The sequence below is a fragment of the Thiovibrio sp. JS02 genome (genome assembly GCF_053485635.1).
The window spans coordinates 363,822-388,317 of record NZ_CM130715.1; the positions used below are offsets into that span (position 1 = coordinate 363,822).

Consider the following 24,496-nt stretch of genomic DNA (forward strand, 5'->3'; position numbering starts at 1 on the left):
TTTTTGACGATGAGCATGGCGATTATCCTCAAGTCTCCTGAAGAGATAGAAATCTTGCGGGAGGCCAATCAGATTGTTGCCAGGACGTTGCGGTTGCTCGCCGAAAAGATTGAAGCAGGTTGCACCACCCTGTATTTGGACAATCTGGCGGAGAAGTATTGCCGCCAATGTGGTGCTGAGCCGGCCTTTAAAGGGTATCGCGGCTTTCCCGGAAGTCTCTGTGTTTCCATCAACGAACAGGTTGTGCACGGGATTCCATCCAAAAAAGTTGTTGTGCGGGACGGGGATATCGTCAGCATCGACTTTGGCGTGAAGTACAAAGGCTATTACGGCGATTCCGCCGTGAGCATTCCTGTTGGCCAGGTTGAGCCCAAAAGGAAAGAGTTGCTCGAAGTTACCCGGGAATCCCTTTACAAGGGCATAGCGCAGGCGCTTGCCGGGAACAGAATTAACGATATTTCCGCCGCCGTGCAGGAGCATGTGGAAAAACACGGATTTTCCGTGGTTCGTCAGTTTGTCGGGCATGGGATTGGCAGTCAACTGCACGAGGCGCCCGAGATACCTAACTACAGCAGGCCGGAAAGGACTCCCAAGCTGATGCCTGGGATGGTTCTTGCCATTGAGCCCATGGTGAACATGGGAACACATGCTGTGGACGTGTTACGAGACGGCTGGACCGTGGTGACCCGGGATCGGCACCCTTCAGCCCATTTTGAACATTCGATTGCGGTAACCGATGGGGAGCCGATCATATTGAGTGAGTTATAAATATATTTTTTTGGGCTCTGTGAAAAAAAAATAGGGCAAAAAAAATTTTTTGGGGTAAAATCTTCTGCTTTCTGGTAGCCCAGGATTTGTAGTGTTCCCGGGGAACAGTAATGCCTTGAAAATAGCTAAAAAAGACGAGGTTATGTCGAAAGAAGAAGCGATACAGGTCGAAGGAACAATAATTGAACCGCTCCCAAACGCGATGTTTCGCGTCGAGCTTGACAATGGCCATAAGATTTTAGCCCATATTTCCGGGAAGATGCGGATGCATTTCATCAAGATACTTCCCGGGGATCGTGTGACGGTGGAACTTTCTCCCTATGATTTGACGCGGGGGAGGGTGACATTCAGGGCAAAGAAAAAGTAAGGTGTCACCAATCACAGCAAAAAGGGTTATGTGATGAAAGTTAGAACTTCTGTGAAAAAGATTTGTAGTGACTGCCGTGTTTTCAAACGGAAAGGCGTTTTGCGGGTTGATTGCAAAATCAAAAAACACAAACAGCGGCAGGGATAATTTTTATTTCTTTTGATTAGCAAGGGAGGCAAACCTTGGCACGTTTAGCTGGTGTTGATTTACCAAGAAATAAGCACATGGTTATTGCTTTGACATATATCCATGGCATTGGCAGGGCTTCTGCACGCAAGATCCTCGATCAGGTTGGCCTGGCGCATACAACAAACAGCGATGATTTGACTGAGAATGATGTAACCAATATCAGAAAGATCATGGACGAGCAGTTTGTTGTTGAGGGCGATCGTAGGCGTGAAGTGGCCATGGATGTCAAGCGCCTGATGGATTTGGGCTGTTATCGTGGCGTGCGTCACAGAAAGGGACTTCCCTGTCGCGGACAGCGCACCAAGACCAATGCCAGGACCAGAAAAGGTCCCAGGCGGGCAGCAATCAAGTCAAAGAAATAATTAACTCATTAATCTGGTAGGAGTAACAATGGCCAGCCCGAAAGCAAGTCGTCCGAAACGTAAGGAAAAGAAAAACGTACCCGAGGGTATCTGTTTTATTCATTCAACTTTCAATAACACCATCGTCACCTTTGCCGACCGGCAGGGAAATGTGATCTCCTGGTCAAGCGCAGGATGTCTGGGGTTCAAGGGCTCTCGCAAGAGCACCCCCTTTGCCGCCCAGAATACCGTTGATGCAGCGGCCAAAAAAGCTCAGGAGCACGGGATGAGGAAGGTTGAAGTACGTGTGAATGGCCCTGGCCCCGGACGTGAATCCGCTATCCGTGCTTTGCAGGTGGCTGGCTTTGACGTGAGTCTGATTCGTGATGTGACCCCTGTTCCGCACAATGGTTGCAAGCCTCCCAAGAGAAGAAGAGTGTAATTGGGAATACGGGCCACAGCAGTTTGATAACAAAGAAAGTGATTTAGTGGAGGTCCAAATTGGCCAGATATAGAGGCGCAGAATGTAGGCAATGCCGGCGCGAAAAACTGAAGCTTTTTTTGAAAGGCGACAGATGCTATTCCGATAAATGTGCGTTTGAAAGACGTTCTTTTGCCCCGGGGCAACATGGTCAGGCACGCATGCGGAAGGTTTCCGACTATGCGATTCAGTTGCGTGAAAAACAAAAAGTACGTCGTATCTATGGCATGCTTGAGGGGCAATTCCGCAAATTTTTCGGGATTGCCGAGCGCACCAAGGGCGTTACCGGTGAGAATCTGTTGCAGCTTCTTGAATGCAGGCTGGACAATGTGATTTTTCGTCTTGGCTTTGCCAATTCTCGCAATCAGGCAAGGCAGTTGGTTCGTCACAACCATATTCAGGTCAATGGCAGGAAGGTCAATATCCCCTCATTCCTTGTCTCTGTTAACGATGTGATCACCCTGAAGGAAAAGAGCCGCAAGGTGGAAGTCATCAACGATAGCCTTGATGCCGTTGTGCGCCGGGGTGTGCCAAGCTGGTTGGAGCTTGATAAAGACAACTACAAAGGAACTGTGAAAGCATTGCCCGACCGGCAGGAGATCACCATGCCGATTCAGGAACAGTTGATTGTAGAGCTTTACTCCAAATAATCAGCCAACCAGGGAGCATAAGGAAACCATGACAATCGAGTCTGATCCGTTTTACAGAAATTGGCACGAACTTATTGTTCCTGAAAAATTGGAAGTAGACCAGGATAGCCATACCCAGAATTTTGGCAAATTTGTCTGTCAGCCTTTGGAACGTGGATTTGCAACCACCATTGGCAATTCCCTGCGGCGGATACTTCTCTCTTCAATTCAGGGCGCGGCTATTACCTCCGTAAAGATTGATGGCGCTCTCCACGAGTTGTCCACCATTCCCGGGGTCAAAGAGGATGTCACCCAGATCATTCTCAATCTCAAAGAGGTGCGCCTGAAACTGAACACCCCTGGCACCCAGATCGTCAGAATTGAAAAAAATGAACTGGGTACCATCACCGCCGGCGATATTATTTCCGGTGGCAAGGTTGAGGTGATGAATCCTGAAAAAGAGATTTGCACCATGACCGGTGAAGGCGTCTTCAAGGCTGAGTTGGAAGTGAAATGGGGAAAGGGCTATGTCCCGGCCGAGAAAAACAAGGCTGAGGAACAGATCATTGGTGTTATTCCCATTGATGCCATCTTCACCCCCATCGTCAACGTCAAATGCATAGTCAGTCAGGCCCGTGTCGGCCAACAGACCGACTATGACAAGCTGACCCTGGAAATCACCACGGACGGCAGTGTCAGACCCGAGGATGCTCTGGCCTATTCCGCAAAGATTTTGAAGGAGCAGCTGCAGGTCTTTATTAATTTTGATGAAGAAACCGTTGAGCCGGAGGTGTTGGATGAACGCGATGAACAGCGGACTCCGGTCAACGAAAACCTTTACCGCAGCGTAGAGGATCTTGAGCTTTCTGTTCGTTCCGCCAACTGTCTCCGCAATGCAGATATCCGCTATATCGGGGAACTGGTGCAGAAGACCGAGGCGGAAATGCTCAAGACCAAGAATTTCGGCCGCAAGTCTCTTAACGAGATCAAGCAGTTGTTGTCCGAAATGGGTCTTTCGCTTGGTATGAAGTTAGATGGTTGGGAGCTTCCTGCTCAAACAGACAAGGTGTCTGAAGAGCAGTGATACATCCGGGAAGAGGATTTTACTATGAGACATAAAAAGGCAGGAAAAAGGCTTGGCAGGACAACTTCCAATCGTCAGGCAATGATGCGGAATATGGTTACCTCTCTCATCGCGCATGAGAGGATTATCACCACCGTCCCCAAGGCAAAGGAAGTGCGCAAGGTAGCGGATCACATGATCACTCTTGCCAAGCGTGGCGACTTGCATGCCCGCCGGCAGGCCTTGTCCTACATGCAGGACAAGAAAGTCGTGGCCAAGCTTTTCGATGTTTTGAAAGATGAGTATACCGAGCGGGCAGGCGGCTATACCCGGATCATCAGGACTGGAAACCGGATTGGCGATGCCGCTGATATGGCCATTCTTGAGCTTGTCAATTATAGTGAAGACAAGGGCGAGAAAGAAGCGAATTAATACCCCTATTCTTGATGCGCATAAGCTGGTTTGAACTCACGTTCAAACCAGCTTTTTTTTTGTTTCGCGGAGAGGGACACAAGCCCGGGGAGAGGGCGGCTCAGCTGGCGTAGAGCTGCTCGCCGGAGAGACATTTAATGCCTGCGCCGGCAAGCGCCCGGGCCGCTGCATCGAGATCCTGGAAGCGGAGAATGATCAGGCCGCTTTGTCCGCTTCTTCTGGTGAAGGCATCGAGGAACTCGAGTTTGAGTCTGATCGATTTTACCGCCTGAAGAACGCTGGCCAAGCCTCCTGGCTTGTCGGGAACCTCGATCACCAGGACTTCCTGCTCCATGACGGGAAAGCCGCGCTGTTCGAAAAGCTGCCTGGCCTTGCCGGCATCGTTGACGATGAGGCGCAGGACGCACCGCCCGTCGCATTCCGTGAGGGAAAGAGCCCGGATATTGATGCAATGCTGGGCCAGCAGGTCGGCAATTTCCGCCATGGCCTCGGCATCAGAGGGGAGAGAGGCGATCAGCTGTTGTACATGCATGGATATTCCTTTGAGGGGTTGGCAGGGTCATTCCTGGGTTTACCCCTTCGTTTGTAAGGCCGGCTATTTACCACGTATTTCTGCCGGGTTCAAGTGCAAAAAAGGGTGGCGCTGCCTGGCGTTTGAACGAAAAAAATATACCACCCTTTCCCGGGGTCGGGTAGAATGATTGCTTTTGCGGTAAAAAAACCTCCGGACAGTCCACCTCTGCTTTGCCGGCATCGTCGCCATGCCAGGTGTCGGCGCTGAGCACAGGTCGCGGTCGGTGCGGCTAGGTGCAGGGGTTCTCCCCGAAGGCACCTTGATTTCGGATGTTTTTACGAGGCCATCATGATTTGGCTCAATGAAAGGCCCCATCCCTATCAGGAAGGCATGACCCTGGCGGCTCTTGCCGCCGCCGCTGATCCTCGGGCCGACATCTTCATCGTGAATGGGTACCCGGTGTCGCCGGAGACAAGAGTGGCGGACGGTGATCACTGCTGGATCTGGAGCCGCGGGCGGGTTCCTTCCGCGGCCGAGATGCGGCAATTGCTCCATGCCCGGCATACTCCCGGGGTTCAGGTTCGCTTGCAGGAGAGTATTGTCGGCATCCTGGGCCTGGGCGGACTCGGTTCCCAGGTGGCCGTGGCCCTCACCCGGATGGGGGTTGGGACCCTGCTGATCGCCGATTATGATGTGGTTGAACCGACCAATCTCAACCGGCAGCACTATTTTCTTGAGCAGATCGGGCAAAAGAAGGTCGCGGCTTTGCGGGAGACCCTGGCGAGGGTGAACCCCTACGTGGCGGTCGTCGGCATCGACAGACGGCTGGATGAGGAAGACATAGCCAAAGAGTTTTCCGGGGTGCATGCCTTGGTGGAGTGCTTCGATGACCCCGCCATGAAGGCCGCCTCCCTGCGGGCCGCGTTGCGGCATCTGCCCGGGGTTTTTTATGTTTGCTCCTCCGGGGTTGCCGGCTATGCCGAAAACAATTTGCTCAAGACCCGCCGTCTTTATCCCGGCATTTATATGGTCGGCGATGGGGAGTCGGCCGCCGCCCCCGGGCAGGGGCTCATGGCGGCACGGGTGGGGATAGCCGCGCATCAGCAGGCCAATCAGGTGGTACGGCTTCTTCTGGGCGTGGAGGAGGCAGAGGAAAAATAGGATGAAGATTTTCTGCAATGGTAGTGCCCGGGAAATTGCCGCCGGCACACGGCTGGCCGATTTTATCAGGCAGCTCGGCCTTGAGGTTGAAACGGTGGTGGCCGAATGCGACGGCAGGATTCTCAGGCGGGATGAATATGATGCCCATGAACTGCGGGATGGTTCGGTGGTTGAGTTGATAAGGTTTGTGGGAGGAGGTTGAGATGTTGACCATTGCTGGCAGAAAATTTCGTTCCAGGCTCTTTGGCGGCACCGGAAAATTCGCTTCTCCCGAGGTCATGAGGGAGGCTCTTGCCGCCTCCGGCTGCGAGATGGTGACCGTGGCCCTGCGTCGGGTGGATCTCGGCAATCCGGCCGACGATATCATGCGGGTCCTGGACCGCGAGCGGTACCTCTTCCTGCCGAACACCTCCGGGGCGCGCGATGCCCAGGAGGCCATCCGGCTTGCCCATCTGGCCCAGGCCTCGGGCGGCGGCGAATGGCTGAAGCTCGAAGTGACCCCCGACCCCAGGACCCTGCTGCCCGATCCGGTGGAAACCCTCAAAGCCACCGAGATTCTGGTCCGGGAAGGCTTCAAGGTGCTGCCCTATATCAATGCCGATCCGATCCTGGCGCTGCGCCTGCAGGATGCCGGGGCGGCCGCGGTGATGCCGCTCGGCTCTCCCATCGGCACCAACCAGGGGATATTGACCAGGTTTCAGATCGCCATCATCATCGAGCAGGCCCGGGTGCCGGTGGTGGTTGACGCGGGGCTGGGCGCGCCCTCCCATGCGGCGGAAGCCATGGAGATGGGGGCGGATGCCGTCCTGGTCAATACGGCCATTGCCGTGGCCGGCGACCCGATCCGCATGGCCAGGGCCTTTGCCATGGCCGTCGAGGCGGGGCGTACTGCCTATGAGGCAGGACTTGGCACGGTGCGCAGGGATGCGGCCGCCTCTTCCCCGGAAGAGGGGCTTGGCTTCCTGCGTTGAGGATGACGATGTTTACCGTGCCTGAATTCACAGCGTTGCGGACTGCGATTGCCAGGGTCAGGGAAGAGGATGTCCTTTCCGCTCTGCGGGGGGACCGGATCGGCATCCAGGGCCTTGCCGCCCTTCTTTCGCCCCTGGCGGAACCCCATCTCCCCGCCATGGCCGCCCGGGCCGCCTTCCTCACCGAGCAGCGTTTCGGCCGGACCATCCAGATGTACGCGCCCGTCTATCTCTCCAGCTACTGCGCCAACCGTTGCGCCTACTGCGGTTTCTCGGCGGACAACACCATTGACAGACGGGTCCTGACCTTCGCCGAGGCCGAGGCCGAGGCCATGATTCTCCACCAGCGGGGCTTTCAACATCTGCTTCTTGTTTCCGGAGAGGCGCCGGCCAAGGTCGGCGTCGATTATCTGGAGGAGATCGCGCGGCGTTTGCGGGATCGCTTTGCCGCCTTGTCCATCGAGGTGCAGCCCCTGGCGACCGGGGAGTACGCGCGGCTTTTCCGGGCCGGGATCACCTCCGTGGCCGTCTATCAGGAAACCTATGACCGGGAGGTATACAAACAGGTGCATCTGGCGGGGCGCAAGGCTGATTTCGACCATCGCCTGGATACTCCCGCCCGGGCCGCGGCCGCCGGCATGCGGGAGGTCGGGATCGGCGCCCTGCTGGGCCTCGCGGACTGGCGGGCGGAGGGGCTGGCCCTGGGCCTCCATCTTGCCTGGTTGAGGAAGCATTTCTGGCGGACCGGCCTTACGGTTTCCTTCCCGCGCATGCGGCCGGCGGAAGGGGAGTTCAAACCGCTCAAGCCGGTGGCTGAAAGAAATCTCAGCCAGATGATCTTTGCCCTGCGGATCTTCGACCCGGATGTCGGGCTCTATCTCTCGACCAGGGAGGAAGCCCGGTACCGGGATGGCATGATCGGTCTTGGGCCGACCCGGTATTCGGCGGGCTCGTGCACTGCGCCGGGCGGATACGGCCTGGCGGATGCGGGCGGCGAGCAGTTCGAGGTCGGGGACAGCCGGAGCCTCGCCGAGGTGAGCGCCGCCATCCAGGCAAAGGGCTTCGATCCGGTCCGCAAGGATTGGGATGCGGTTTTTCAAGCAAAGGGAGTCAGGCAGGAGGCTGCCTGAAAAGATACGGACAACCATAAGGACGGAGGGGTGAACCCAATGGCAGACCTGAAAAAAATGTACACCACCATTCTTGGTGACCACTTTCCCATGGAGATGAAAATCACCTTTGGCGACCAGACCCTGGTCTATAAGAAAAAGACCTGGAAGATCGTCCAGGAGGACGGCACCGTTGACGAGCGGGGGGTGCGTTACGGCGAAAATCCCGACCAGGAAGCGGCGCTCTATGAGCTTGTCAACGGCAATCTGGTCCTGGGCGGCTGCGAGTTCATCGGTCCGGGCAAGGGGCTGGTGAGCGGAATCAATGTCGAAGACATGCTGCAGGTGGGCAAGCACCCCGGCAAGATCAACCTGACCGACATCGACAACGGTCTCAACATCATCAAGTATCTCATGGCGAAACCGGCCGCGGTCATCCTCAAGCACAACAATCCTTGCGGCGCCGCCCATGGCGACAGCCTGGCCCAGGCCTACGACCGGGCCAACCGGGCGGACCGTATTGCCGCCTTTGGCGGGGCCGTTATCCTGAATCGTGCCTGCGACAAGGCGACCGCCGAGCTGTTGAGCAAGAACTATCTGGAAGTGGTCTGCGCCCCGGAATTCGAGGACGGCACTCTCGCGATCCTGGCCCAGCGCAAGAACCTGCGGGTGGTGCGGATCAACCGCATCGACCGTCTGGCCGAGTTCGAGAAGTACCGTTTTGTCGATTTCAAGAGCCTCATCGACGGCGGCATCATTGTCCAGCAGTCGGCGGTCAATTCCATCCGCTCCGCCGCTGATCTCAAGCCCGCGGTCTGCACCTCCAAAGGCCAGGAATACAAGGTGGAGCGCGAGCCGACCCAGCGGGAACTCGACGATATGATCTTCGGCTGGGCCGTGGAGCACGGAGTGACTTCCAACTCGGTCATCTATGTGAAGGACGGCTGCACGGTGGGCATCGGCACCGGCGAGCAGGACCGGGTCGGCGTGGCCGACATCGCCGTGTACAAGGCCTACACCAAGTACGCCGACATTCTCTGCTTCGATACCTTCGGGATCCCCTATGCCGATATGGTGCTTGAGATCGAGCAGGGCAAGCGGAACCAGGCGGACAAAGAGAAGATCGACGCCCAGACCAAGGCCGACAAGGCGGGGTTGCCAGGCTCGGTCATGATCTCCGACGCCTTTTTCCCATACCGCGACGGCGCCGATGTCGGCATCAGGCAGGGGGTTTCCGCCATCCTGCAGGCCGGCGGCTCCATGCGTGACTTCGAGACCATCGAGGCCTGCAACGAGGCCAGGCCGCAGGTGGCGATGAAATTCACCGGCCAGCGCTCCTTCAAGCATTAAAAAGCGGCGGGCGGTTTTGGCGGTTTTCAGCAAGCCCGGCGGCCGCCGGGCTTTTTTTATGCAGGGCATTCTTCCTGCCCGGGGTGTGGAATGGCGGCAGATTTTTACCGCAAGGACGAGTGGTTGTTATGAGTGCGAATCAGATTGGCCCGACCGGGCCCGTTTCCGCCTGCGGCCAGCAGAGCTGCTGAGGCCCGAAGATTCCCCCCCGGGTCCCGGGGGAGAGGAGCACGCAGGCCTTTGTGACCGGAGTTCTCGACACCGCCGTCGGCCCGGTGCCGAAGGTGGCCACCCGTCTTGCCTCCGGCGATCATTGGGGCGCGGTGCGGGTCCGCTGCGGCATCGGGCGCATGCGTTACACCATTGAGCCCGGTCTGTATGCGGTGGGGAGTCCGGACTGCGGTTCGCCTGTTTTCGTTACCGCCAATTACAAGCTGAGCTTCGATCATCTCCGCAGCGCCCTGGTGAAAAGGCAGGCCTGGATTCTCGTCCTTGACACCAACGGCATCAATGTCTGGTGCGCGGCCGGCAAGGGCACCTTTGCCACGGCCCCCCTGGTGCAAAGCGTTCTGGCGGAAAGGCTTGCCGAACTGGTGAGCCATCGGACCCTGATCCTGCCGCAGCTGGCCGCGCCCGGGGTGGCCGCCCATCTGGTCAGGAAAGAGTGCGGGTTTCAGGTGCAGTACGGGCCGGTCTGCGCCAGCCATCTTCCGGCCTACTGGCGCAACGGCTTTAAAGCCACGCGGAGAATGAGGCGCAAGGATTTCCCCCTGGCGGCAAGGGCGGCGCTGATCCCGGTGGAGCTGGTCAACGCCGGCAAGTGGGCCATTCCGCTCATGCTCGTCATTCTCTTCCTGCACAGCCTCATGGGCCGGGAGAGCTTCGTGGTGGAGGAGCAGGCGGCGCAGACCCCTCTGCCCATCCTCCTGCTGACCTCGGGCATAGCGGCAGGTTCCATTCTCACCCCGCTCCTGCTCTTTATCCTGCCGGGCCGCGCTTTTGCCGTCAAGGGGTTGCTGGCCGGTATTCTTCTCAATCTTGTCGTTTTCCTGGGGAATTACAGGGCCTTTGCCGGAGCGCCGCTCAAGTCTTCGGCAGGCTGGCTGCTGATCTCCCTGGGGGTTGCCTCGCTGCTGGGCATGAACTTTACCGGCTGTTCAACCTTCACCTCCCTCTCCGGAGTGCAAAAAGAGATGCGCTGGGCCCTGCCTCCGCAACTGCTTGCCATCACCGCCGGCAGCGTGCTCTGGTTGAGCACCCTGTTTTAAGGGGAAAAGAATGAGTACCGCCTGTTATCTGGAAAATGTGGTTACCCTGATCCTTAACGAGGATGCCTGCGTGGGTTGCGGCATGTGCCATGAGGTGTGCCCGCACGGGGTGTTCGTCCTCCGGCAGGGCAAGGCGCGGATCGCGGTGCGGGATGCCTGCATGGAGTGCGGGGCCTGCGCCGTGAATTGCCCGGTCGACGCCATTGCCGTGCAGGCCGGGGTGGGCTGCCTCACCGCCATTGTCAACTCACTGCTGCGCGGCAGAAAGGCGCCCTCCCTTTAGTGGCCTTAAGTGTAGTTGCTCAAGTTTGCCCTGATATGATTGCCAGGGAGTTCTGACTCGACCTGACATTATCAGGAAAAATCTTAAACACCTTTGTGTGTAATACTGTTAAGATTGCCACTGGAACGGTTTGATTTTAAAGAGTTCTGCCATTTCCTCCTCCTTGACTGTTAACGAATAACGTTTTACCGGCTTGTCTTTCGGGGCAAGCTGTCACATTTTGGTTCCATTACCAAACCCCGTATTTTCCCAGTGTTGCATCTATTGTTCAGGCAGTATACTATGCCTAGTGATTTCGAGGGGTAATGCTGCCCTGATCAGAATAATATTACGCAGTACGGGCCAATATTGTGATATGCGGCGCGGGCTATATTGTGATATAAAGCCAGCAGTCTATAACCATGCTAGCCTGCGCCGCATATCACAATGTTAGCTTTCAGTAGAGGTAGCACTTATGGATGATTATCAAAATCCTAAAACAGGGAAGACATATATAAGTCCATCGCTACAGTCTTTTGGGAATAAAGACAAAAGAGTCCGCATTGCCTCCAAAGTCCTCCCATCTACTGATGGATTAGAATATGCGAAAGAAAGAGATGAGGTTGTACTTAAGAAAAAACCAGATGCCGCTACATATATAAAAGCAAAATTTCTTGAAGATTCTCGGCAGGTCTTTGTTCTCACTGTGCAAAAATTTATGTCGGATAGCGGTCAACCTTACGGACAAGGTTTCTCTTTCGTAGGGGAAGAAATCGGAAGGTTTTGTGAATTTTTAGCAAATATTCAATCAGTTAATTTTAAAAGCAGGTCCAAAGTCAATATTTCTGATGAAGAACTAAGAAAAATAGCTCTGACAACACATCAGGCTAAACATTTGGTTGCCGAGAACCAGAAATTATTTGCAGAAATTTTAAAATCTGAAGTGACCACCGAAGATTTAGTGGCAGTCGGTTACAGAAGAAAGCAACTTGAGGTATTTGAAAATCTACTCAACGATAAGGACTATTTCGAATCAATAAAAAGACAAAAAGACTGCACTGACGAAAGCCTGTGGCAAATGTTTTTTGAGAGAAACCCTTGGATATTTGGATATGGTCTTGGGTGCATATTTTTGTCAGGACTAAATGACAAAAAACTAGAGCAAGTGGTTTCTGGCCACAGTATTTCTAGCCATGGTAAGAGAGTTGATGCCCTTATGAAAACTAAGGGTGTGATTTCAAACTTGTGTTTTATTGAAATCAAAACACATGCAACAGAATTACTTTCCCCCAAATCTTATCGGGCAGGCTGTTGGGCTCCATCGAAAGAGCTTTCTGGTGCTGTCGCCCAAGTCCAAGGGACTGTCGCCTCTGCGGTTGAGAATCTGACAACCAAACTTCAGTTGGAAGATAAAGACGGTAATCCGACAGGAGAAGAAATATACAATTACCAGCCTACGTCCTATCTAGTGGTTGGTAGTATGTCCGAGTTCACAAATGAGCATGGTGTAAATAAAGACAAACTGAGATCTTTTGAATTATTCAGAAAAAACACGATAAACCCTGAAATAATTACTTTTGATGAACTTTATGAGCGTGCAAGATTCATCGTGCAAAACAATGCAAGCTAACAAAAGTATTAACCAGACCGCGAGAACGCTGGCGGCGCTACGCGGCATGTTCATTGGCGCGGTCTGGTTATACTAGGCGTTGAGCCTGTAGAAAAACTCAACTTGCTGTAATTTCGACTGTATTTTGACTTGTCGTCCCGGTATAATGCCTGCAATATCCAAGAAGGAACTCGGTTAACCACAGCATCAGGGTATTGCGGCATGCCTCGTTACAAACCTTACTCCTACGCCCAGGGAAAGTTCATTCCCGTCCACTTCGCCAGCCAGATCCTGCCCGGCACCTTTGAGTTCACCCTCAACCATCTCATCGACCATGAGCTTGACCTGTCACTGTTTGATGAACGGTTTAAAAACGATGGATGTCAATACAGAAGTAAAAGTGTACCAGTTTCGGCAAAGTAAAAGTGTACCACCTGTGAGGGAAAGAGGTCTGCGAAGACGCCAGCGGAGTTTGTCGCCCAAAGCGTTCATCGAAGCGGTCTCTCCCAGCCGCTGCAAAAAAACGCGCCGGTTATTGGCGGCGTTAAAATTGCCATGTCGAAGATTTGATTTTTCCTGGTGCTTGTGAAGTAAAGACTACTACTGTGAATGTCAGACTTGCTAATGCCTTATCTCTAAAACCGTCAGATGAGGTCTGAACAACTACACCCTAAGCGCTCGTGCCCGTTGCCGGTCAGTGCACCGAGCAGGAGATGCAGGGGTCGTAGGCGCGCACCAGCATTTCCGCCAGCAGTTCGATGTCCTGATCCGTTTTGCCCTTTCTGGCGTAATCCCGCGCCAGGGCCGCGATGTCCCGCTGGATATTGCCGTGGTTCTGGCTGGTGGGGATCACGCAATCCGCCTTCTTCACCCTGCCCTGCGCATCGAATTCATAATAGTGATAGAGGATGCCGCGTGGCACCTCCACCGCGCCGACCCCTTTGCCTTTTCTGGGCGTGACCGGTTGCCGCGGTTCCTGCCAGGGAGTGTCGAGCATGGCCTCGATAATGCGCAGGGAGTCGAAGACCACATGTACGCATTCGACCAGCTGCGCCACGTTGTTCAGGTACGGGTTGTGGTTCACCGGGCTGAGCCCCAGGGCTGCCGAGATCTCCCGGGCCGTGGGATGAAGGAGGGCGAAGTTGTTGTTCAGGCGGGCCAGGGCGCCGACGGCAAAGGCGTCGCGGGAAAGCCGGCTCAGCTTGGAGGTGAAGCCCTCCTGGCAGTACTCGTTGGTCATGGCCCGGTATTGGTGCTCCTCTTTCAGGACGCCGTCCGTGGAGACAAGCCCGCCGCCGATAAAGGGGTAGCTCTCCCCGCCCTTGAGGGAGACGAACTCCGTCTCCCGGGTGAAACCCGGGATGGCGAAGGTCTTGAAGAGTTCCGCCGCCGCGAGAAGATCAGGCACACATTCCTGCAGGCGTTTTCCGATCTCGGCGAGCTGCCGTTTCTCCGGCAGCATGGTGAAGCCGCCCACCACGGTGCGGGTTGGGTGCAGCCGGCGGCCGCCGATGAGGTCGCAGGCGTCGTTGGCCAGAAGCTTGAGGCGCAGGGCGCGCGCCACCTCTTCCGGATGGGTTTTCACCAGGGGCAGGACGCTGCCGGCTCCGAGAAAATCCGGGGCGGCGAGAAAATAGAGATGGAGGATATGGCTCTGCAACGTCTCCATGTGCTTTAAAAGCAGGCGCAGCGCCGCGGTCTGTGGCGAGGGGCTGATGGCGAAGGCGTTCTCCACGGCGCGGATGCTGGCCAGGGTGTGGCCGATGGAGCAGATGCCGCAGATGCGCCCGCAGAGGTAGGGCGCGTTTTCCCAGTGCTTCCCCACCAGCATGGCCTCGAAAAAACGCGGGGTCTCCACCACCTCCCAGCTCGCCTCCCTGACCTTGCCATCCTTGATGCTGATTTTGATATTGCCGTGGCCTTCAACCCTGGTCAGGTGGTGAACGTTGACGTCGCAGGAAATCTTCATGCCTTGTTCCTCCCGGCTTTTTTCTTTTTCCCGGTCAGGGTATCGAGGCAGGAGGCAAAGCCGCCAAAGCATTCCAGGCGGTCGATGAGGGCCTCCCGGCTGAAGCCGTGTCTGGTCATGATTTTTTCAAGTTCCTTGATGTTGGCCACTTCGGCCGGTCCCCGGCATCCCCAGCAGCCCCGCCGGTTGCCGGTGCACCAGGCATCGCAACCGGCGCGGGTGACGGGACCGAGACAGGGTTCGCCAAGCTCGAAAAGGCAGATATTCTCGTTGGCCTTGCACTCCATGCAGACCGGGTATTCCGGCGGCCGCACCGCCTTGCCCACCACCAGATTGGTGACGATTCGTTCCACCTCCTCCTTTTTGACGGGGCAGCCGTAGATCTTGAGATCCACGGTGACAAAGTCTTCCAGGGGCTGCACATCCCTGGTCTCGATGGCAAAGTCGCCGTAGACCTCTTTTTTGACCCAGGCAAGATCGCCAAAGCGATTTTTGAGCCTGTTCACCCCGCCGAAGCAGGCGCAGGAGCCCAGGGCCACCAGAACCCTGGCCTTTTCGCGGATCTCCCGCAGGCGGACGATTTCGTCCTCCCGGCTGACGCTGCCCTCGACAAAGGCGATTTCGTAGCTGTCGGCACTCTCGCTCATCCCCTCCCGGAAATTGACGATGGTGAGCAGGTTTAAAAAGTCGAGCAGGCTTGCCTCGTTGTTCAAGATCTGCAACTGGCAGCCCTCGCAGGAAGTAAGCTCGAAAAAGCCGACCCTGGGGCGGCTCAGGGGAACGCCCAGGTAGGAAAGCGCATCGCTCATCTCAGATAGCCTCTTTCAGGTTCAGCACCGACCAGTAATCAAAGACCGGGCCGTCCAGGCAGGTGTAGGTGGAGCCGATGTTGCAGCGGCAGCATTTGCCCCGGCCGCAGTGCATGCGCCGCTCCAGGGAAACGAACATCTTCTCCATGGGCAGGCCCGCCTCGGTGAGCATGGCGCAGACGGAGCGGAACATCACCGGCGGCCCGCAGACAATGGCATGGGTGTTGTTTTTCAGGTCGGTGCCTTCGCTGATTCTTTCTTTCAGGATCTCGGTGATCAGGCCGGTGCGGCCCCGCCACTTCCGGTCCGCCTTGTCCACGGTGATGGCCAGATTGATGTCGAAGCGGCGCCACTCCTCGTACTGGTAGGTGAAGAGCAGCTCGGCCGCGGCCCTGGCCCCGTACATGATATCGACCCGGCCGAAGCGGCTCCGGTTTTCGAGGACCGTCAGCAGGGGCGAGCGGAGGGGCACCAGCCCCAGGCCCCCGGCAATGAGGAGGATGTCCTGGCCGTACATCCTGTCGATGGGGAAGTGGGTGCCAAAAGGGCCGGCAAGCCCCACCCTGGTTCCGCGTTCCACCCGGCTCAAGAAATTGGTGAGGTTGCCCGCCGCCCGGATGCAAAGCTCGATATCGCCGTGCCGGACCGGGGAGGAGGAGATGGAGAAGGGCGCCTCGCCGATGCCTGGCAGCTCCAGCATGACGAACTGGCCGGGCAGGAAGGAGAAGCGGTTGCGTTGGTCCTGGTCGCAGAGTTGGATCTGGTAGAGTTTTTCGCTTGCGGTCAGCTGGTAGATGCTGGTGATCTCCGCCTGAAAGGCGTACTCGAAGCCGTCGGCATCCTCCTTGCGGCGATGCGCTTTGCCTGGGTTCAGTGGCTGTTGCAAGGGCAGCGGGTTTTCCATGGGTTATTCCTCTCCTCGCACGCTTTTGATCACTTCCGGCGGGGTGATGTCGGCAAGGCAGGCAATGCCGCAGCGGCCGCAGCCCACGCAGAGGGATTCCTCGAAGGCCTCCACGAAACCGCGGTGTTTGTGGTAGTAGCGGTACTTGAGGCGGGTGGCGCTCTCGGGCCTGAAATTGTGGCCGCCCGCCACCTTGGCGAAATCAACGAGGTTGCAGGAGTGCAGGGACCGCGTCTTGTCGGCCTTGTTGAGGCTAAGGTCGATATGCTCCTCCACCCCGTAGCAGTAGCAGGTCGGGCAGACATTGGCGCAGGTGCCGCAGGAAAGGCATCTGTCGCCCCAACGCGCCCAGGCCGGGGAATCGAATTCCAGGTCCAGGATCTTGGTGAGATCCGTGGTGTCGACGCTGGTGGTGAAACGCTTGCGCTTCTCCGTGGTGATCTGCTTGTAGAGCCGGTGGTCCTTGCCGCTCGGCTCCCGGCCGGCTATCTGGTCGAGCAAGCCGTAGGCGGCGGCGGAGAGCACCTCGACGAAATAACGGTTGCCCAGGTCGGTGAGAAAGAGGTCGAAGCCGTGCAGGGCGATATCCGCTCCCATGGAGCGGCAGAAGCATTGCGGAGCCGGGGCGCAGTCCAGGCCGAGGATGAAGAGCTTCTTTCTTTTTTCAACGTAAACGGGATTGGGGTAGACGCTCCTGGCCAGGACCAGGTCGAGCTTGTTCAGGGCGTTGATGTCGCAGGGATGCAGACCGAAAAGGACCAGGGGCGTGTCGCCGCCCGGCGGCACCTCCTTTTGCCAGCCGGCTCCCTCCACCTTGAAGCTGGCAAGGGTTTCCCTGTAGGGCAGGACAAAACGCTTGGCCGAATGCACGGTGAGCCGGTAATCCAGGGCAAGCTCCGCAAAGTCGTACACCCGGTCGAAATCATGCAGGGGCCGGCCTTCGCGGTCGTATCCCTTCAGGACCGGGCCGACGACGATATTCACGGCCAGCAGCTCGTGGAGGCGGGCCAGATCCTGTTTTTTGATTATCCGGAAAATCATGACGGCTCTCCTCTGTGGCGTGGGCGGAGGCGAGTATTTCGGTCAGCGGCGGCTTTCATCCCTATGGGATATAACGGCTCGCCGTTGGCTGTCAAGCAAATGGCGCTATCCGGCCGAAACTGTTTGAGAAAAAGAGCGGAACCCCAGTCGAGAGCGCCCCAAAAAGCGCCCGCCTTCGGCTTCCCCCTGCCATGCCGGGTCGCCGCGGTCCCGCCAGCCAAGCCGGGGCATATGGGCGGACCCTGCTATGCCTTTTTTACAAATTCCGATTTCAACTGCATTGCGCCAATGCCATCGATCCTGCAGTCAATCTCATGGTCGCCATCGACGAGACGGATATTTTTCACCTTGGTTCCGACTTTAACCGTCCCTGAAGACCCTTTTACCTTGAGATCCTTGAGCACGGTAACGGCGTCGCCGTCTTGAAGGACATTTCCGTAGGCATCACGGACAACAGGTTTGGGCGCAGTGCTTTCAGCCGGCGAATTTTTTGTCCATTCATGCCCGCATTCCGGACAAACGTACAAACTTCCGTCATCATAGGTGTATTCCGAACCGCATTGAGGACACTTTGGCAAACTGCTCATGCTGCACTCCTGGTTTTGATTTGCAAACGGGTTTGAAGGGAAAAACGGCTTGGGAGGATCAGCGGTCCGGGGACGCCAGCCCAAATTGGCAGCCGCGGCCGTGGGGGCGGATTGACGCGCTTCTGCCCGCGCCGGACATGGCGGTATTGTCCTTTCGGCGGAAACCGTGGTTCCGGACGTTTCACCTCACGCATTGCGCTGGCCGCCCAAGGCCTGGCTCCTCAATTCGTGACCGGCCAGAGGTCTCTTTCTTGCCGTCACCCTTACCGGGCCACGACAAAGGAGTCGGCAAAGCCCGTGTCCGTGAGCACCCGCGCCATGTGGTTCGCCGCGGCAAGGGTGGTGCCGGCCCGTACCTGGACCCGGTAGAAGAGCTGGTCGCCCCGGTCATAGGTGACGGTGACCGTGTCCCTGCCCCAGGCGATCAGCTTCTCCTTCAGGCGGTCGGCGTTTTCCTGGCTGGTGAAGGAGCCGATCTGCACATAGAAATCGCCTTTCTGGAAATCCTCGTGCGGCAGGAAGCGGGTATCGGTGCGGTTGTCGGCAAGCCGCACGGTCACCGCCTCGCCCAGGGCCGTGATCCGTACCCTGGCCGTGCCGTTTTTGATGACCCCCAGTTCCCTGGCCACATTGTAGGAGAGATCGATGATCCGGTCCTTGACAAAGGGGCCGCGGTCGTTGACCCGCACCGTGGTCTGCCGGCCGTTCTCCAGGTTTTCCACGAGCAGGCGGGTGTGCATGGGCAGGGTTTTGTGGGCCACGGTCCAGTCGTACATGTTGTAGGTCTCGCCGTTGGAGGTCTTGCGGCCATGGAAGGGGTTGCCGTACCAGGAGGCGAGCCCCTCCTCGCTGTACCCCTCGGCCGAAGGCAGGGGATAGTAGGTCTTGCCGTTGATGTTGTAAGGCCGCTGGGTGGGCGGAATTTTGCCGGTAGGCCCGGCCGGGACGGAAACCTGCCGTTTCGCGGGAACGCTCTTGATGACCTGCGGGCCGCAGCCGGCGACGCTCAGGCAAAGCAGCAGGATGAGGCCGGCGAGCGGCGCCGGCAGGCGCGGGGGGACGGGGGAAAGGATCTTCATTTTCGTGCCTCCGGCGGCAGGGTCACTTGCAGGCGTTCCCGATAGAAAGCGCCGGCTTTGCCGATTGTATGCGGGGTGTAGGGAAGATAGCGACGCCCGCTTTCCCGGGGGGCCACCGCGTCAAAGAGCACCTCGCCCTCCTTGTTGACCAGGGAAAGGTGCAGGTCGAGGATGGGACGGAAGACCCGGAGCCTGCCCCCGGCGTCATGGCCGATCAGGGGCAGTTCCCAGCGCCGCAGCTCGAAGCCCTTGAACCAGATGCCCGGAGAGGGGATATCGGTGAGCTTGTCCCGCAGGAAGGGAGCCTCGTAGGAGCTGAGGTCGAGCTGATCCTCCACCTCGAAGCTGCCCTGCACCGACAGGCCGGCCCAGGGATCGTAATCCTGAAGATCGTAGCGGATCAGATGGGTGCCCTGGTCGTTGAAGGTCCACTGGCTGTGGCAGACCGCGCAATCCGCCTGGCCGCCGTAGGTCTGGTGCGCCGCATTTGCCGGAACCGGCACGACAAGTTTCCTGCCGGTGAGCCGGGTCCTGAGGACGAGGCGCCCCTCCTCGACCTCCAGATTGTCCTGGGCCGGGGAGAGGCCCGGGCGCCAGCCGTGGCAGCGCAGGCAGGTCAGCGGTTCTTCCGGCCCGCCGTTTTTGGCGTGGGGCCGGCCCATGAGCTCGGCGCCGCTGTGGCAATCGATGCAGGCCATGCCCGCCTGCTGATGGATATCCGGCGCCAGTTGGTGAAACTCCACGCCATAGGGCCTGGGATTGCTGCCGTCACTGTGGTAGGGGGTGCGGTACTCCACGCCGAAATCATGCTCAAAGCGACCCCAGTAGTCCGCGCCCACCTGATTGCCGTAATGGCAGTGCAGGCATTGGCTGTCCGGCGGGGATTTGACAAAGGCATGGCTCTTCTGCCCGCCCCCTTCCTGGAGCAGATGGCAGGCGGCGCAGCCGGTGCCGCGCACCGTTTCCGGATAGCTGTCGCCCGGGCTGTAGACGTGGCAGCGCAGGCAGCGGCGGCGGAGCAGGTCGTCGGCCAGCGCCAGGGGAGTGGTGATCGTCTCGTGGACAGGGATTTGGCTGAGGTCGGCAAGCTCCTCCCCTGCGCCGAAGGCGGCGCGCACCAGATTTACCTCGTTTTTCAGGGTGAAATGGCTTGAGGCGGCGACCTCCCGGACCTCCTCGGCGTGGCAGGCGCCGCAGTTTTGGCGCATCCGTTCCGGGTGCGCCGGACGGGCCACGAGGCCGGCATGGGCCTGCTCCTGGTCCGAGGCCCGGTCGTCGCCGCCATGGCAGCGGCCGCAGCCGAGGTCGTGGGCTGGGTCGGGCCGGACCGCGGCATGGCAGCCCTGGCAGCCCGGCTGGCGCGCGGGCTGGGTTGCGGGCGCCGGCGAACCTTCTGTTTTCCGTGGCGCTTCCTGTCCCTTGCAGCCGGAAAGGTACAGGGCCAGGGCGCAGAGAACGAACAGGGCAAACGGTTTATAAGGGGCGCGGCTGGTTGGAATGGCGGACGACAAGGGTTATTCTCTCCAGAACAAAATTTTAACGCTATCTTACCCTATTCTGCCCGCAAGACAACCCCCGATTCCGCGGATGCCCGGTAGCCAATCTCTCCGACGGAGTTCCGCCGCCCGCCGGAGGCTTCTCCTTTTTGCAAAAAGCGCTGTTTTCCCTTGGCCAAAATTTGGCATGGTGCTATAGTTGCCTTCCATGAAGAATACAAATCATCCTCCACGGACCAAGTTCATTTTCATCACCGGCGGCGTTCTTTCTTCATTGGGTAAAGGGCTTGCCGCCGCTTCCATCGGCGCCCTTCTCGAAAGTCGCGGCCTCTCCATCACTTTCCAGAAGCTGGATCCCTACATCAATGTGGATCCCGGCACCATGAACCCCTTTCAGCACGGCGAGGTGTACGTCACCGATGACGGCGCCGAAACCGATCTCGATCTCGGTCACTACGAACGGTATACCTCGGCGGTGCTCGGCCAGCGCAACAACTACACCTCGGGACGCATCTACCATTCGGTGATCAGCAAGGAGCGCCGCGGCGAATACCTGGGCGGCACCGTGCAGGTGATCCCCCATATCACCGACGAGATCAAGACGGCCATCAAGCAGTTTGAAGGGGAGGTGGACGTCGCCATCATCGAGATCGGCGGCACCATCGGCGATATCGAGAGCCTGCCCTTTCTGGAGGCGATCCGCCAGTTCCGTTCCGACGTGGGGCGGGAAAACTCCCTCTATATCCATGTGACCTGGGTGCCGTACATCAAGACGGCCGGCGAGGTGAAGACCAAGCCCACCCAGCACAGCGTCAAGGAGCTGCGCGCCATCGGCATCCAGCCCGATATCCTTCTCTGCCGGACGGAAAGCCTGCTCTCCAGTGAACTGAAGGCCAAGATCGCCCTCTTCTGCAATGTGGAAAAAGAGGCGGTGATCACCGCCCGTGACGTGGACAACATCTACGAGGTGCCCCTCTGCTTCCACGCCGAGGGCCTGGACGACATCATCCTCAGCAAGCTCAACATCTGGACCGGCGCTCCCCGCCTCGATGCCTGGCAGGAGCTGATCCGCAAGGTCAAGAATCCCGGACGCGGCGTCGAGATCGGCATCATCGGCAAGTATGTCGACCTGACCGAATCCTACAAAAGCCTGCACGAGGCCCTGGTCCACGCCGGGGTGGCCAACAACGCCAAGGTGAAGCTCCGCTACGTCAGCGCCGAGGAGATCGAGGAAAAAGGCGCGGACGGGCTGCTTGCCGGCTGCCACGGCGTTCTGGTTCCGGGCGGTTTCGGCAGTCGCGGGGTGGCGGGCAAGATTGCCGCGATCACCTTTGCCCGCGAGAAGAAGATTCCCTATTTCGGCATCTGTCTCGGCATGCAGCTGGCGGTGATCGAATTCGCCAGAAACATCGCCGGCATGAAGGATGCCGACAGCACCGAATTCAATCAGCTCACCAAGCACCCGGTCATCTACTTCATCAAGGAGTGGTACGACTACCGCACCGACAAGATCCAGATCCGCGACGAGTCCACCGACCTGGGCGGCACCCTGCGCTTGGGCGCCTACCCCTGCAAGATGAAGCCGGGCACCTTTGCCCACAAGGCCTACGGCCAGGACGAGATTCTGGAGCGGCATCGGCACCGCTATGAGTTCAACAACGCCTTCAAGGAAAAACTTGTCAAGAACGGCCTGACCATCAGCGGCACCTCGCCGGACGAAAAGCTGGTGGAGATCGTCGAGCTTGCCGATCATCCCTGGTTTCTTGGCTGTCAGTTCCACCCGGAGTTCAAGTCCGGCCCCATGAAGCCGCATCCCTTGTTCAAAGATTTCATCAAAGCCGCCCTGGATAACGCCGGGGCCTGATCTGCCCCGGCTTTTCCACTTTCGCGGACCAACAGGAGAAGAGCGTGGAGTCCGTAGCCATCCCTGGATTTTTTGAGGTCGGTGCCAACCGGCCTTTTTTATTGATCGGAGGCCCCTGCGTCATCGAATCGGCCGAACTCTGCCGCGAGGTCGCCGCCGGCCTCAAGGAGATCTGCGCCAGACTGGGCGTTTCCTATGTGTTCAAGGCCTCCTACGACAAGGCGAACCGCACCTCGCTGGACGCCTTCCGGGGCCCTGGCCAGCGCGAGGGGCTGCGGATTTTGGCCGATATCCGTCAGGATTATGGGGTGCCGGTGGTTTCCGACGTGCATGAGGTGGCCCAGGTCGCCCCTGCCGCCGAAGTGCTCGATCTTCTCCAGATTCCCGCCTTTCTCTGCCGGCAGACCGATCTTCTGGTGGCCGCCGCCCAGACCGGCAAGGTGGTGAGCCTGAAAAAAGGCCAGTTCGTTTCTCCCTGGGACATGCGGCATGCCGTGGCCAAGATCCATGCGGTGAGCAAAAACAGACTCCTGCTCATGGAACGGGGCGCCTCCTTCGGATACAACAATCTGGTGGTGGACATGCGTTCCCTGCCGGTGATGCGGTCCTTCGGCTGCCCGGTCATCTACGACGCCACCCACAGTGTGCAGCTGCCCGGCGGGGCAGGGGGCAGTTCCGGCGGCCAGCGCGAGTTCATCCCGCCCCTGGCCAGGGCCGCGGTGGCCGCGGGGATCGACGGCATTTTCATGGAGGTCCATCCCGAGCCTGGCAAGGCGCTGTGCGACGGACCCAATTCCATGCCCCTGGCCGGAGTGGAAGCACTCCTTGCCCAGCTTGTCGCCATCCACGCGCTGGTGCGGCCCGGTATCGAGGCGGGTGTCTGATGGCGGAGAACGGCTGCGGCAAGGCGGGCGGGCAGTATCCCACGGATTGCGAGGTGACCGAGGGGCTGCGGCAGCGGGCCCTGCGAAGAAATGAGCAGGACGAACGCGGTTATGTCTGGCAGAGCTGTCTGCCCAGGGCCAGGGCGGTCAGGCTGCTGCTTCTCGATGTGGATGGCGTGCTCACCGACGGCTCCATCGTCTACACCCATTCCGGCACCGAGATGAAATCCTTCAACACCAAGGACGGCTTCGGGATCAGGATCCTGCAGGAGGCCGGGGTTGAGGTGGGCATCATCACCGCGCGCAGTTCCGAGGCGGTACACCGCCGCGCCCAGGATCTGAAGCTTGCCCATGTCTATCAAGGGGTGCGCAACAAAATCGAGGCCTTTGCGAAAATCATCGCCGAGCAGAAACTTGCTCCCGGCGAGATCGCCTACATGGGAGATGACTGGCTCGACCTGCCTCTCCTTGCCCGGGTCGGCTTTGCCGTGACCGTGGCCGACGCGGTGGCGGAAGTCAAGGCGGTCGCCCACTACGTGACCAGGCGGGAAGGCGGCCGGGGCGCGGTGCGGGAGCTCTGCGATCTGATCATCGAAGCCAAGGGACTGCGCGAAGAGCTGCTGGCGAGGTACCTGCGATGATGTCGGGCCTGCGCAATATCCTCTGGCTTCTCCCCCTGAGCCTGCTGCTGCTCTGGCCCCTGTGGCGGGGGCCGGTGGGCCGCTTCCTCGCCCCGGCCGACATGCTTGCGAAGGCGGGGGGAGATAACGGGAAAAAAGAGGCCCAGGCCGGGCAGAGCTTCAGCATGGAGGGCGTTTCCTTCCTGCAGCAGAAGAATGGCGTGCGGGACTGGCAGATAGAGGCGGCCCGTCTCCATACCGGCGAGGATCCTGACAAGATGCGGCTGGAGCGGGTGGAGGCGGAGGTTTTTCAGGGAGAGCGCCGGAAGTTCCGCATCGTCGGGAAGGAAGGCGAATACAACAGCAAGCAGAAGCTGCTTACCCTCAAAAAGGATGTCCAGGTGCACTCGGAGGATGGCTTCCTTGTGCTGGCCGAGGTTCTGAACTACGATGACACCACCCGCAACATCTGGACCAGGAGTCCTATCCGGATCACCGGCAGGAATATGGATGTGCGCGGCCGCGGTCTTGTCTACGACATGGACGAAGAATCCTATGAGGTTTCCGGCCGGGTGAGGGTGGACTCCTGGTGATCGGGCAAGGGCTGAGGGTTGGCCGGCTTTTTTTCGGCAACGGCGCAAGGTGTTCTTCCGCGTAACTGGGGCAATTGTCGTGTCTCCGCGCCGTGGCGTTGCTTTTTTCCCAGTCAATCGCGATGAGCCGACAGGC

The 24,496-nt window shown here is 58.3% G+C and carries 29 protein-coding genes; 21 read left to right on the forward strand and 8 right to left on the reverse strand.

Features of this window, described 5'->3' with window-relative positions; translation table 11 throughout:
• Nucleotides 1-9 precede the first annotated feature (9 nt).
• The 8 genes from map to rplQ all read left to right on the forward strand — a co-directional run bounded on the left by map (nt 10) and on the right by rplQ (nt 4,270).
• Nucleotides 10-768: a type I methionyl aminopeptidase gene (gene map / locus ACUUL3_RS01770; RefSeq protein WP_448554000.1), complete on the forward strand. Its 759-nt coding sequence runs from the start codon at nt 10-12 to the stop codon at nt 766-768.
• Nucleotides 769-910: 142 nt separating this feature from the next.
• Nucleotides 911-1,135 carry a translation initiation factor IF-1 gene (gene infA / locus ACUUL3_RS01775; protein ID WP_448556417.1) on the forward strand — a complete coding sequence of 75 codons (225 nt, stop codon included), beginning with the start codon at nt 911-913 and terminating at the stop codon, nt 1,133-1,135.
• 33 nt (nt 1,136-1,168) lie between these two features.
• Entirely contained in the window at nt 1,169-1,282 is a 114-nt protein-coding gene (rpmJ, locus tag ACUUL3_RS01780; protein WP_448554002.1) for a 50S ribosomal protein L36, read from the forward strand.
• Between the two features lie 35 nt (nt 1,283-1,317).
• Entirely contained in the window at nt 1,318-1,686 is a 369-nt protein-coding gene (gene rpsM, locus ACUUL3_RS01785) for a 30S ribosomal protein S13 (RefSeq protein WP_448554004.1), read from the forward strand.
• Nucleotides 1,687-1,714: 28 nt separating this feature from the next.
• Entirely contained in the window at nt 1,715-2,107 is a 393-nt protein-coding gene (gene rpsK, locus ACUUL3_RS01790) for a 30S ribosomal protein S11 (protein ID WP_448554006.1), read from the forward strand.
• Nucleotides 2,108-2,166: 59 nt separating this feature from the next.
• A complete protein-coding gene (rpsD, locus tag ACUUL3_RS01795; RefSeq protein WP_448554009.1) occupies nt 2,167-2,796 on the forward strand; it encodes a 30S ribosomal protein S4 in 630 nt (209 codons plus the stop codon).
• 28 nt (nt 2,797-2,824) lie between these two features.
• Nucleotides 2,825-3,859 (forward strand): DNA-directed RNA polymerase subunit alpha, encoded by a 1,035-nt coding sequence (locus ACUUL3_RS01800; RefSeq protein ID WP_448554011.1) that lies wholly within the window; start codon nt 2,825-2,827, stop codon nt 3,857-3,859.
• A 24-nt stretch (nt 3,860-3,883) separates the two neighbouring features.
• Nucleotides 3,884-4,270: a 50S ribosomal protein L17 gene (gene rplQ, locus ACUUL3_RS01805; protein WP_448554013.1), complete on the forward strand. Its 387-nt coding sequence runs from the start codon at nt 3,884-3,886 to the stop codon at nt 4,268-4,270.
• A gap of 100 nt (nt 4,271-4,370) precedes the next feature.
• Here the strand turns inward: rplQ and ACUUL3_RS01810 are convergent, their stop codons facing one another.
• Nucleotides 4,371-4,802 (reverse strand): amino acid-binding protein, encoded by a 432-nt coding sequence (locus tag ACUUL3_RS01810; protein WP_448554014.1) that lies wholly within the window; start codon nt 4,800-4,802, stop codon nt 4,371-4,373.
• A gap of 330 nt (nt 4,803-5,132) precedes the next feature.
• Here ACUUL3_RS01810 and thiF point away from each other — a divergent pair, with 330 nt between their 5' ends.
• The 9 genes from thiF (at nt 5,133) to ACUUL3_RS01855 (ending at nt 12,937) form a co-directional block, all read left to right on the forward strand.
• On the forward strand, nt 5,133-5,945 hold the full coding sequence (gene thiF, locus ACUUL3_RS01815; RefSeq protein WP_448554016.1) for a sulfur carrier protein ThiS adenylyltransferase ThiF: 813 nt from the start codon (nt 5,133-5,135) through the stop codon (nt 5,943-5,945).
• Nucleotide 5,946: 1 nt separating this feature from the next.
• Nucleotides 5,947-6,147: a sulfur carrier protein ThiS gene (thiS, locus tag ACUUL3_RS01820; protein WP_448554018.1), complete on the forward strand. Its 201-nt coding sequence runs from the start codon at nt 5,947-5,949 to the stop codon at nt 6,145-6,147.
• Nucleotide 6,148: 1 nt separating this feature from the next.
• Nucleotides 6,149-6,916 (forward strand): thiazole synthase, encoded by a 768-nt coding sequence (locus ACUUL3_RS01825; RefSeq protein WP_448554020.1) that lies wholly within the window; start codon nt 6,149-6,151, stop codon nt 6,914-6,916.
• A gap of 8 nt (nt 6,917-6,924) precedes the next feature.
• Nucleotides 6,925-8,046: a 2-iminoacetate synthase ThiH gene (gene thiH, locus ACUUL3_RS01830; RefSeq protein WP_448554021.1), complete on the forward strand. Its 1,122-nt coding sequence runs from the start codon at nt 6,925-6,927 to the stop codon at nt 8,044-8,046.
• Between the two features lie 39 nt (nt 8,047-8,085).
• Nucleotides 8,086-9,375, forward strand: coding sequence for an IMP cyclohydrolase (locus tag ACUUL3_RS01835; RefSeq protein ID WP_448554023.1), 1,290 nt, complete (start codon nt 8,086-8,088; stop codon nt 9,373-9,375).
• A gap of 242 nt (nt 9,376-9,617) precedes the next feature.
• Nucleotides 9,618-10,643 carry a mercury methylation corrinoid protein HgcA gene (hgcA, locus tag ACUUL3_RS01840; RefSeq protein ID WP_448554025.1) on the forward strand — a complete coding sequence of 342 codons (1,026 nt, stop codon included), beginning with the start codon at nt 9,618-9,620 and terminating at the stop codon, nt 10,641-10,643.
• 10 nt (nt 10,644-10,653) lie between these two features.
• The gene (gene hgcB, locus ACUUL3_RS01845) at nt 10,654-10,926 is read left to right on the forward strand and encodes a mercury methylation ferredoxin HgcB (RefSeq protein ID WP_448554027.1); all 273 of its coding nucleotides are present in this window, start codon (nt 10,654-10,656) and stop codon (nt 10,924-10,926) included.
• Nucleotides 10,927-11,380: 454 nt separating this feature from the next.
• Nucleotides 11,381-12,535 (forward strand): Shedu immune nuclease family protein, encoded by a 1,155-nt coding sequence (locus tag ACUUL3_RS01850; protein ID WP_448554029.1) that lies wholly within the window; start codon nt 11,381-11,383, stop codon nt 12,533-12,535.
• Nucleotides 12,536-12,736: 201 nt separating this feature from the next.
• Nucleotides 12,737-12,937, forward strand: a complete 201-nt coding sequence (locus ACUUL3_RS01855; RefSeq protein ID WP_448554031.1) for a hypothetical protein — start codon at nt 12,737-12,739, stop codon at nt 12,935-12,937.
• Nucleotides 12,938-13,208: 271 nt separating this feature from the next.
• On the opposite strand, the gene ACUUL3_RS01860 is transcribed toward ACUUL3_RS01855, so the two are convergent.
• The 7 genes from ACUUL3_RS01860 to ACUUL3_RS01890 all read right to left on the reverse strand — a co-directional run bounded on the left by ACUUL3_RS01860 (nt 13,209) and on the right by ACUUL3_RS01890 (nt 20,414).
• Entirely contained in the window at nt 13,209-14,483 is a 1,275-nt protein-coding gene (locus ACUUL3_RS01860; RefSeq protein ID WP_448554033.1) for a Ni/Fe hydrogenase subunit alpha, read from the reverse strand.
• Nucleotides 14,480-15,292 (reverse strand): NADH-quinone oxidoreductase subunit B family protein, encoded by an 813-nt coding sequence (locus tag ACUUL3_RS01865; protein WP_448554035.1) that lies wholly within the window; start codon nt 15,290-15,292, stop codon nt 14,480-14,482. The genes ACUUL3_RS01860 and ACUUL3_RS01865 overlap by 4 nt, the downstream gene beginning before the upstream one ends.
• A gap of 1 nt (nt 15,293) precedes the next feature.
• Nucleotides 15,294-16,196 carry an FAD/NAD(P)-binding protein gene (locus ACUUL3_RS01870; protein ID WP_448554037.1) on the reverse strand — a complete coding sequence of 301 codons (903 nt, stop codon included), beginning with the start codon at nt 16,194-16,196 and terminating at the stop codon, nt 15,294-15,296.
• A gap of 3 nt (nt 16,197-16,199) precedes the next feature.
• Entirely contained in the window at nt 16,200-17,237 is a 1,038-nt protein-coding gene (locus ACUUL3_RS01875) for a 4Fe-4S dicluster domain-containing protein (RefSeq protein WP_448554038.1), read from the reverse strand.
• Nucleotides 17,238-17,482: 245 nt separating this feature from the next.
• Nucleotides 17,483-17,824, reverse strand: coding sequence for a zinc ribbon domain-containing protein YjdM (locus tag ACUUL3_RS01880; RefSeq protein WP_448554040.1), 342 nt, complete (start codon nt 17,822-17,824; stop codon nt 17,483-17,485).
• Between the two features lie 263 nt (nt 17,825-18,087).
• On the reverse strand, nt 18,088-18,903 hold the full coding sequence (locus ACUUL3_RS01885; RefSeq protein ID WP_448554041.1) for a septal ring lytic transglycosylase RlpA family protein: 816 nt from the start codon (nt 18,901-18,903) through the stop codon (nt 18,088-18,090).
• A complete protein-coding gene (locus tag ACUUL3_RS01890) occupies nt 18,900-20,414 on the reverse strand; it encodes a hypothetical protein (protein ID WP_448554043.1) in 1,515 nt (504 codons plus the stop codon). Before ACUUL3_RS01890 ends, ACUUL3_RS01885 begins: the two co-directional genes overlap by 4 nt.
• A gap of 193 nt (nt 20,415-20,607) precedes the next feature.
• Between ACUUL3_RS01890 and ACUUL3_RS01895 the strand changes: the two genes are divergently transcribed.
• Genes ACUUL3_RS01895 through lptC form a run of 4 tightly spaced genes read left to right on the forward strand, consistent with a single transcriptional unit; the run spans nt 20,608 to nt 24,360 of the window.
• Nucleotides 20,608-22,263, forward strand: coding sequence for a CTP synthase (locus ACUUL3_RS01895; RefSeq protein ID WP_448554045.1), 1,656 nt, complete (start codon nt 20,608-20,610; stop codon nt 22,261-22,263).
• 44 nt (nt 22,264-22,307) lie between these two features.
• Nucleotides 22,308-23,147: a 3-deoxy-8-phosphooctulonate synthase gene (gene kdsA / locus ACUUL3_RS01900; RefSeq protein ID WP_448554047.1), complete on the forward strand. Its 840-nt coding sequence runs from the start codon at nt 22,308-22,310 to the stop codon at nt 23,145-23,147.
• The gene (locus ACUUL3_RS01905) at nt 23,147-23,788 is read left to right on the forward strand and encodes a KdsC family phosphatase (RefSeq protein WP_448554049.1); all 642 of its coding nucleotides are present in this window, start codon (nt 23,147-23,149) and stop codon (nt 23,786-23,788) included. Before kdsA ends, ACUUL3_RS01905 begins: the two co-directional genes overlap by 1 nt.
• The gene (gene lptC / locus ACUUL3_RS01910; RefSeq protein WP_448554051.1) at nt 23,785-24,360 is read left to right on the forward strand and encodes an LPS export ABC transporter periplasmic protein LptC; all 576 of its coding nucleotides are present in this window, start codon (nt 23,785-23,787) and stop codon (nt 24,358-24,360) included. Before ACUUL3_RS01905 ends, lptC begins: the two co-directional genes overlap by 4 nt.
• The last annotated feature ends 136 nt before the right edge of the window (nt 24,361-24,496 follow it).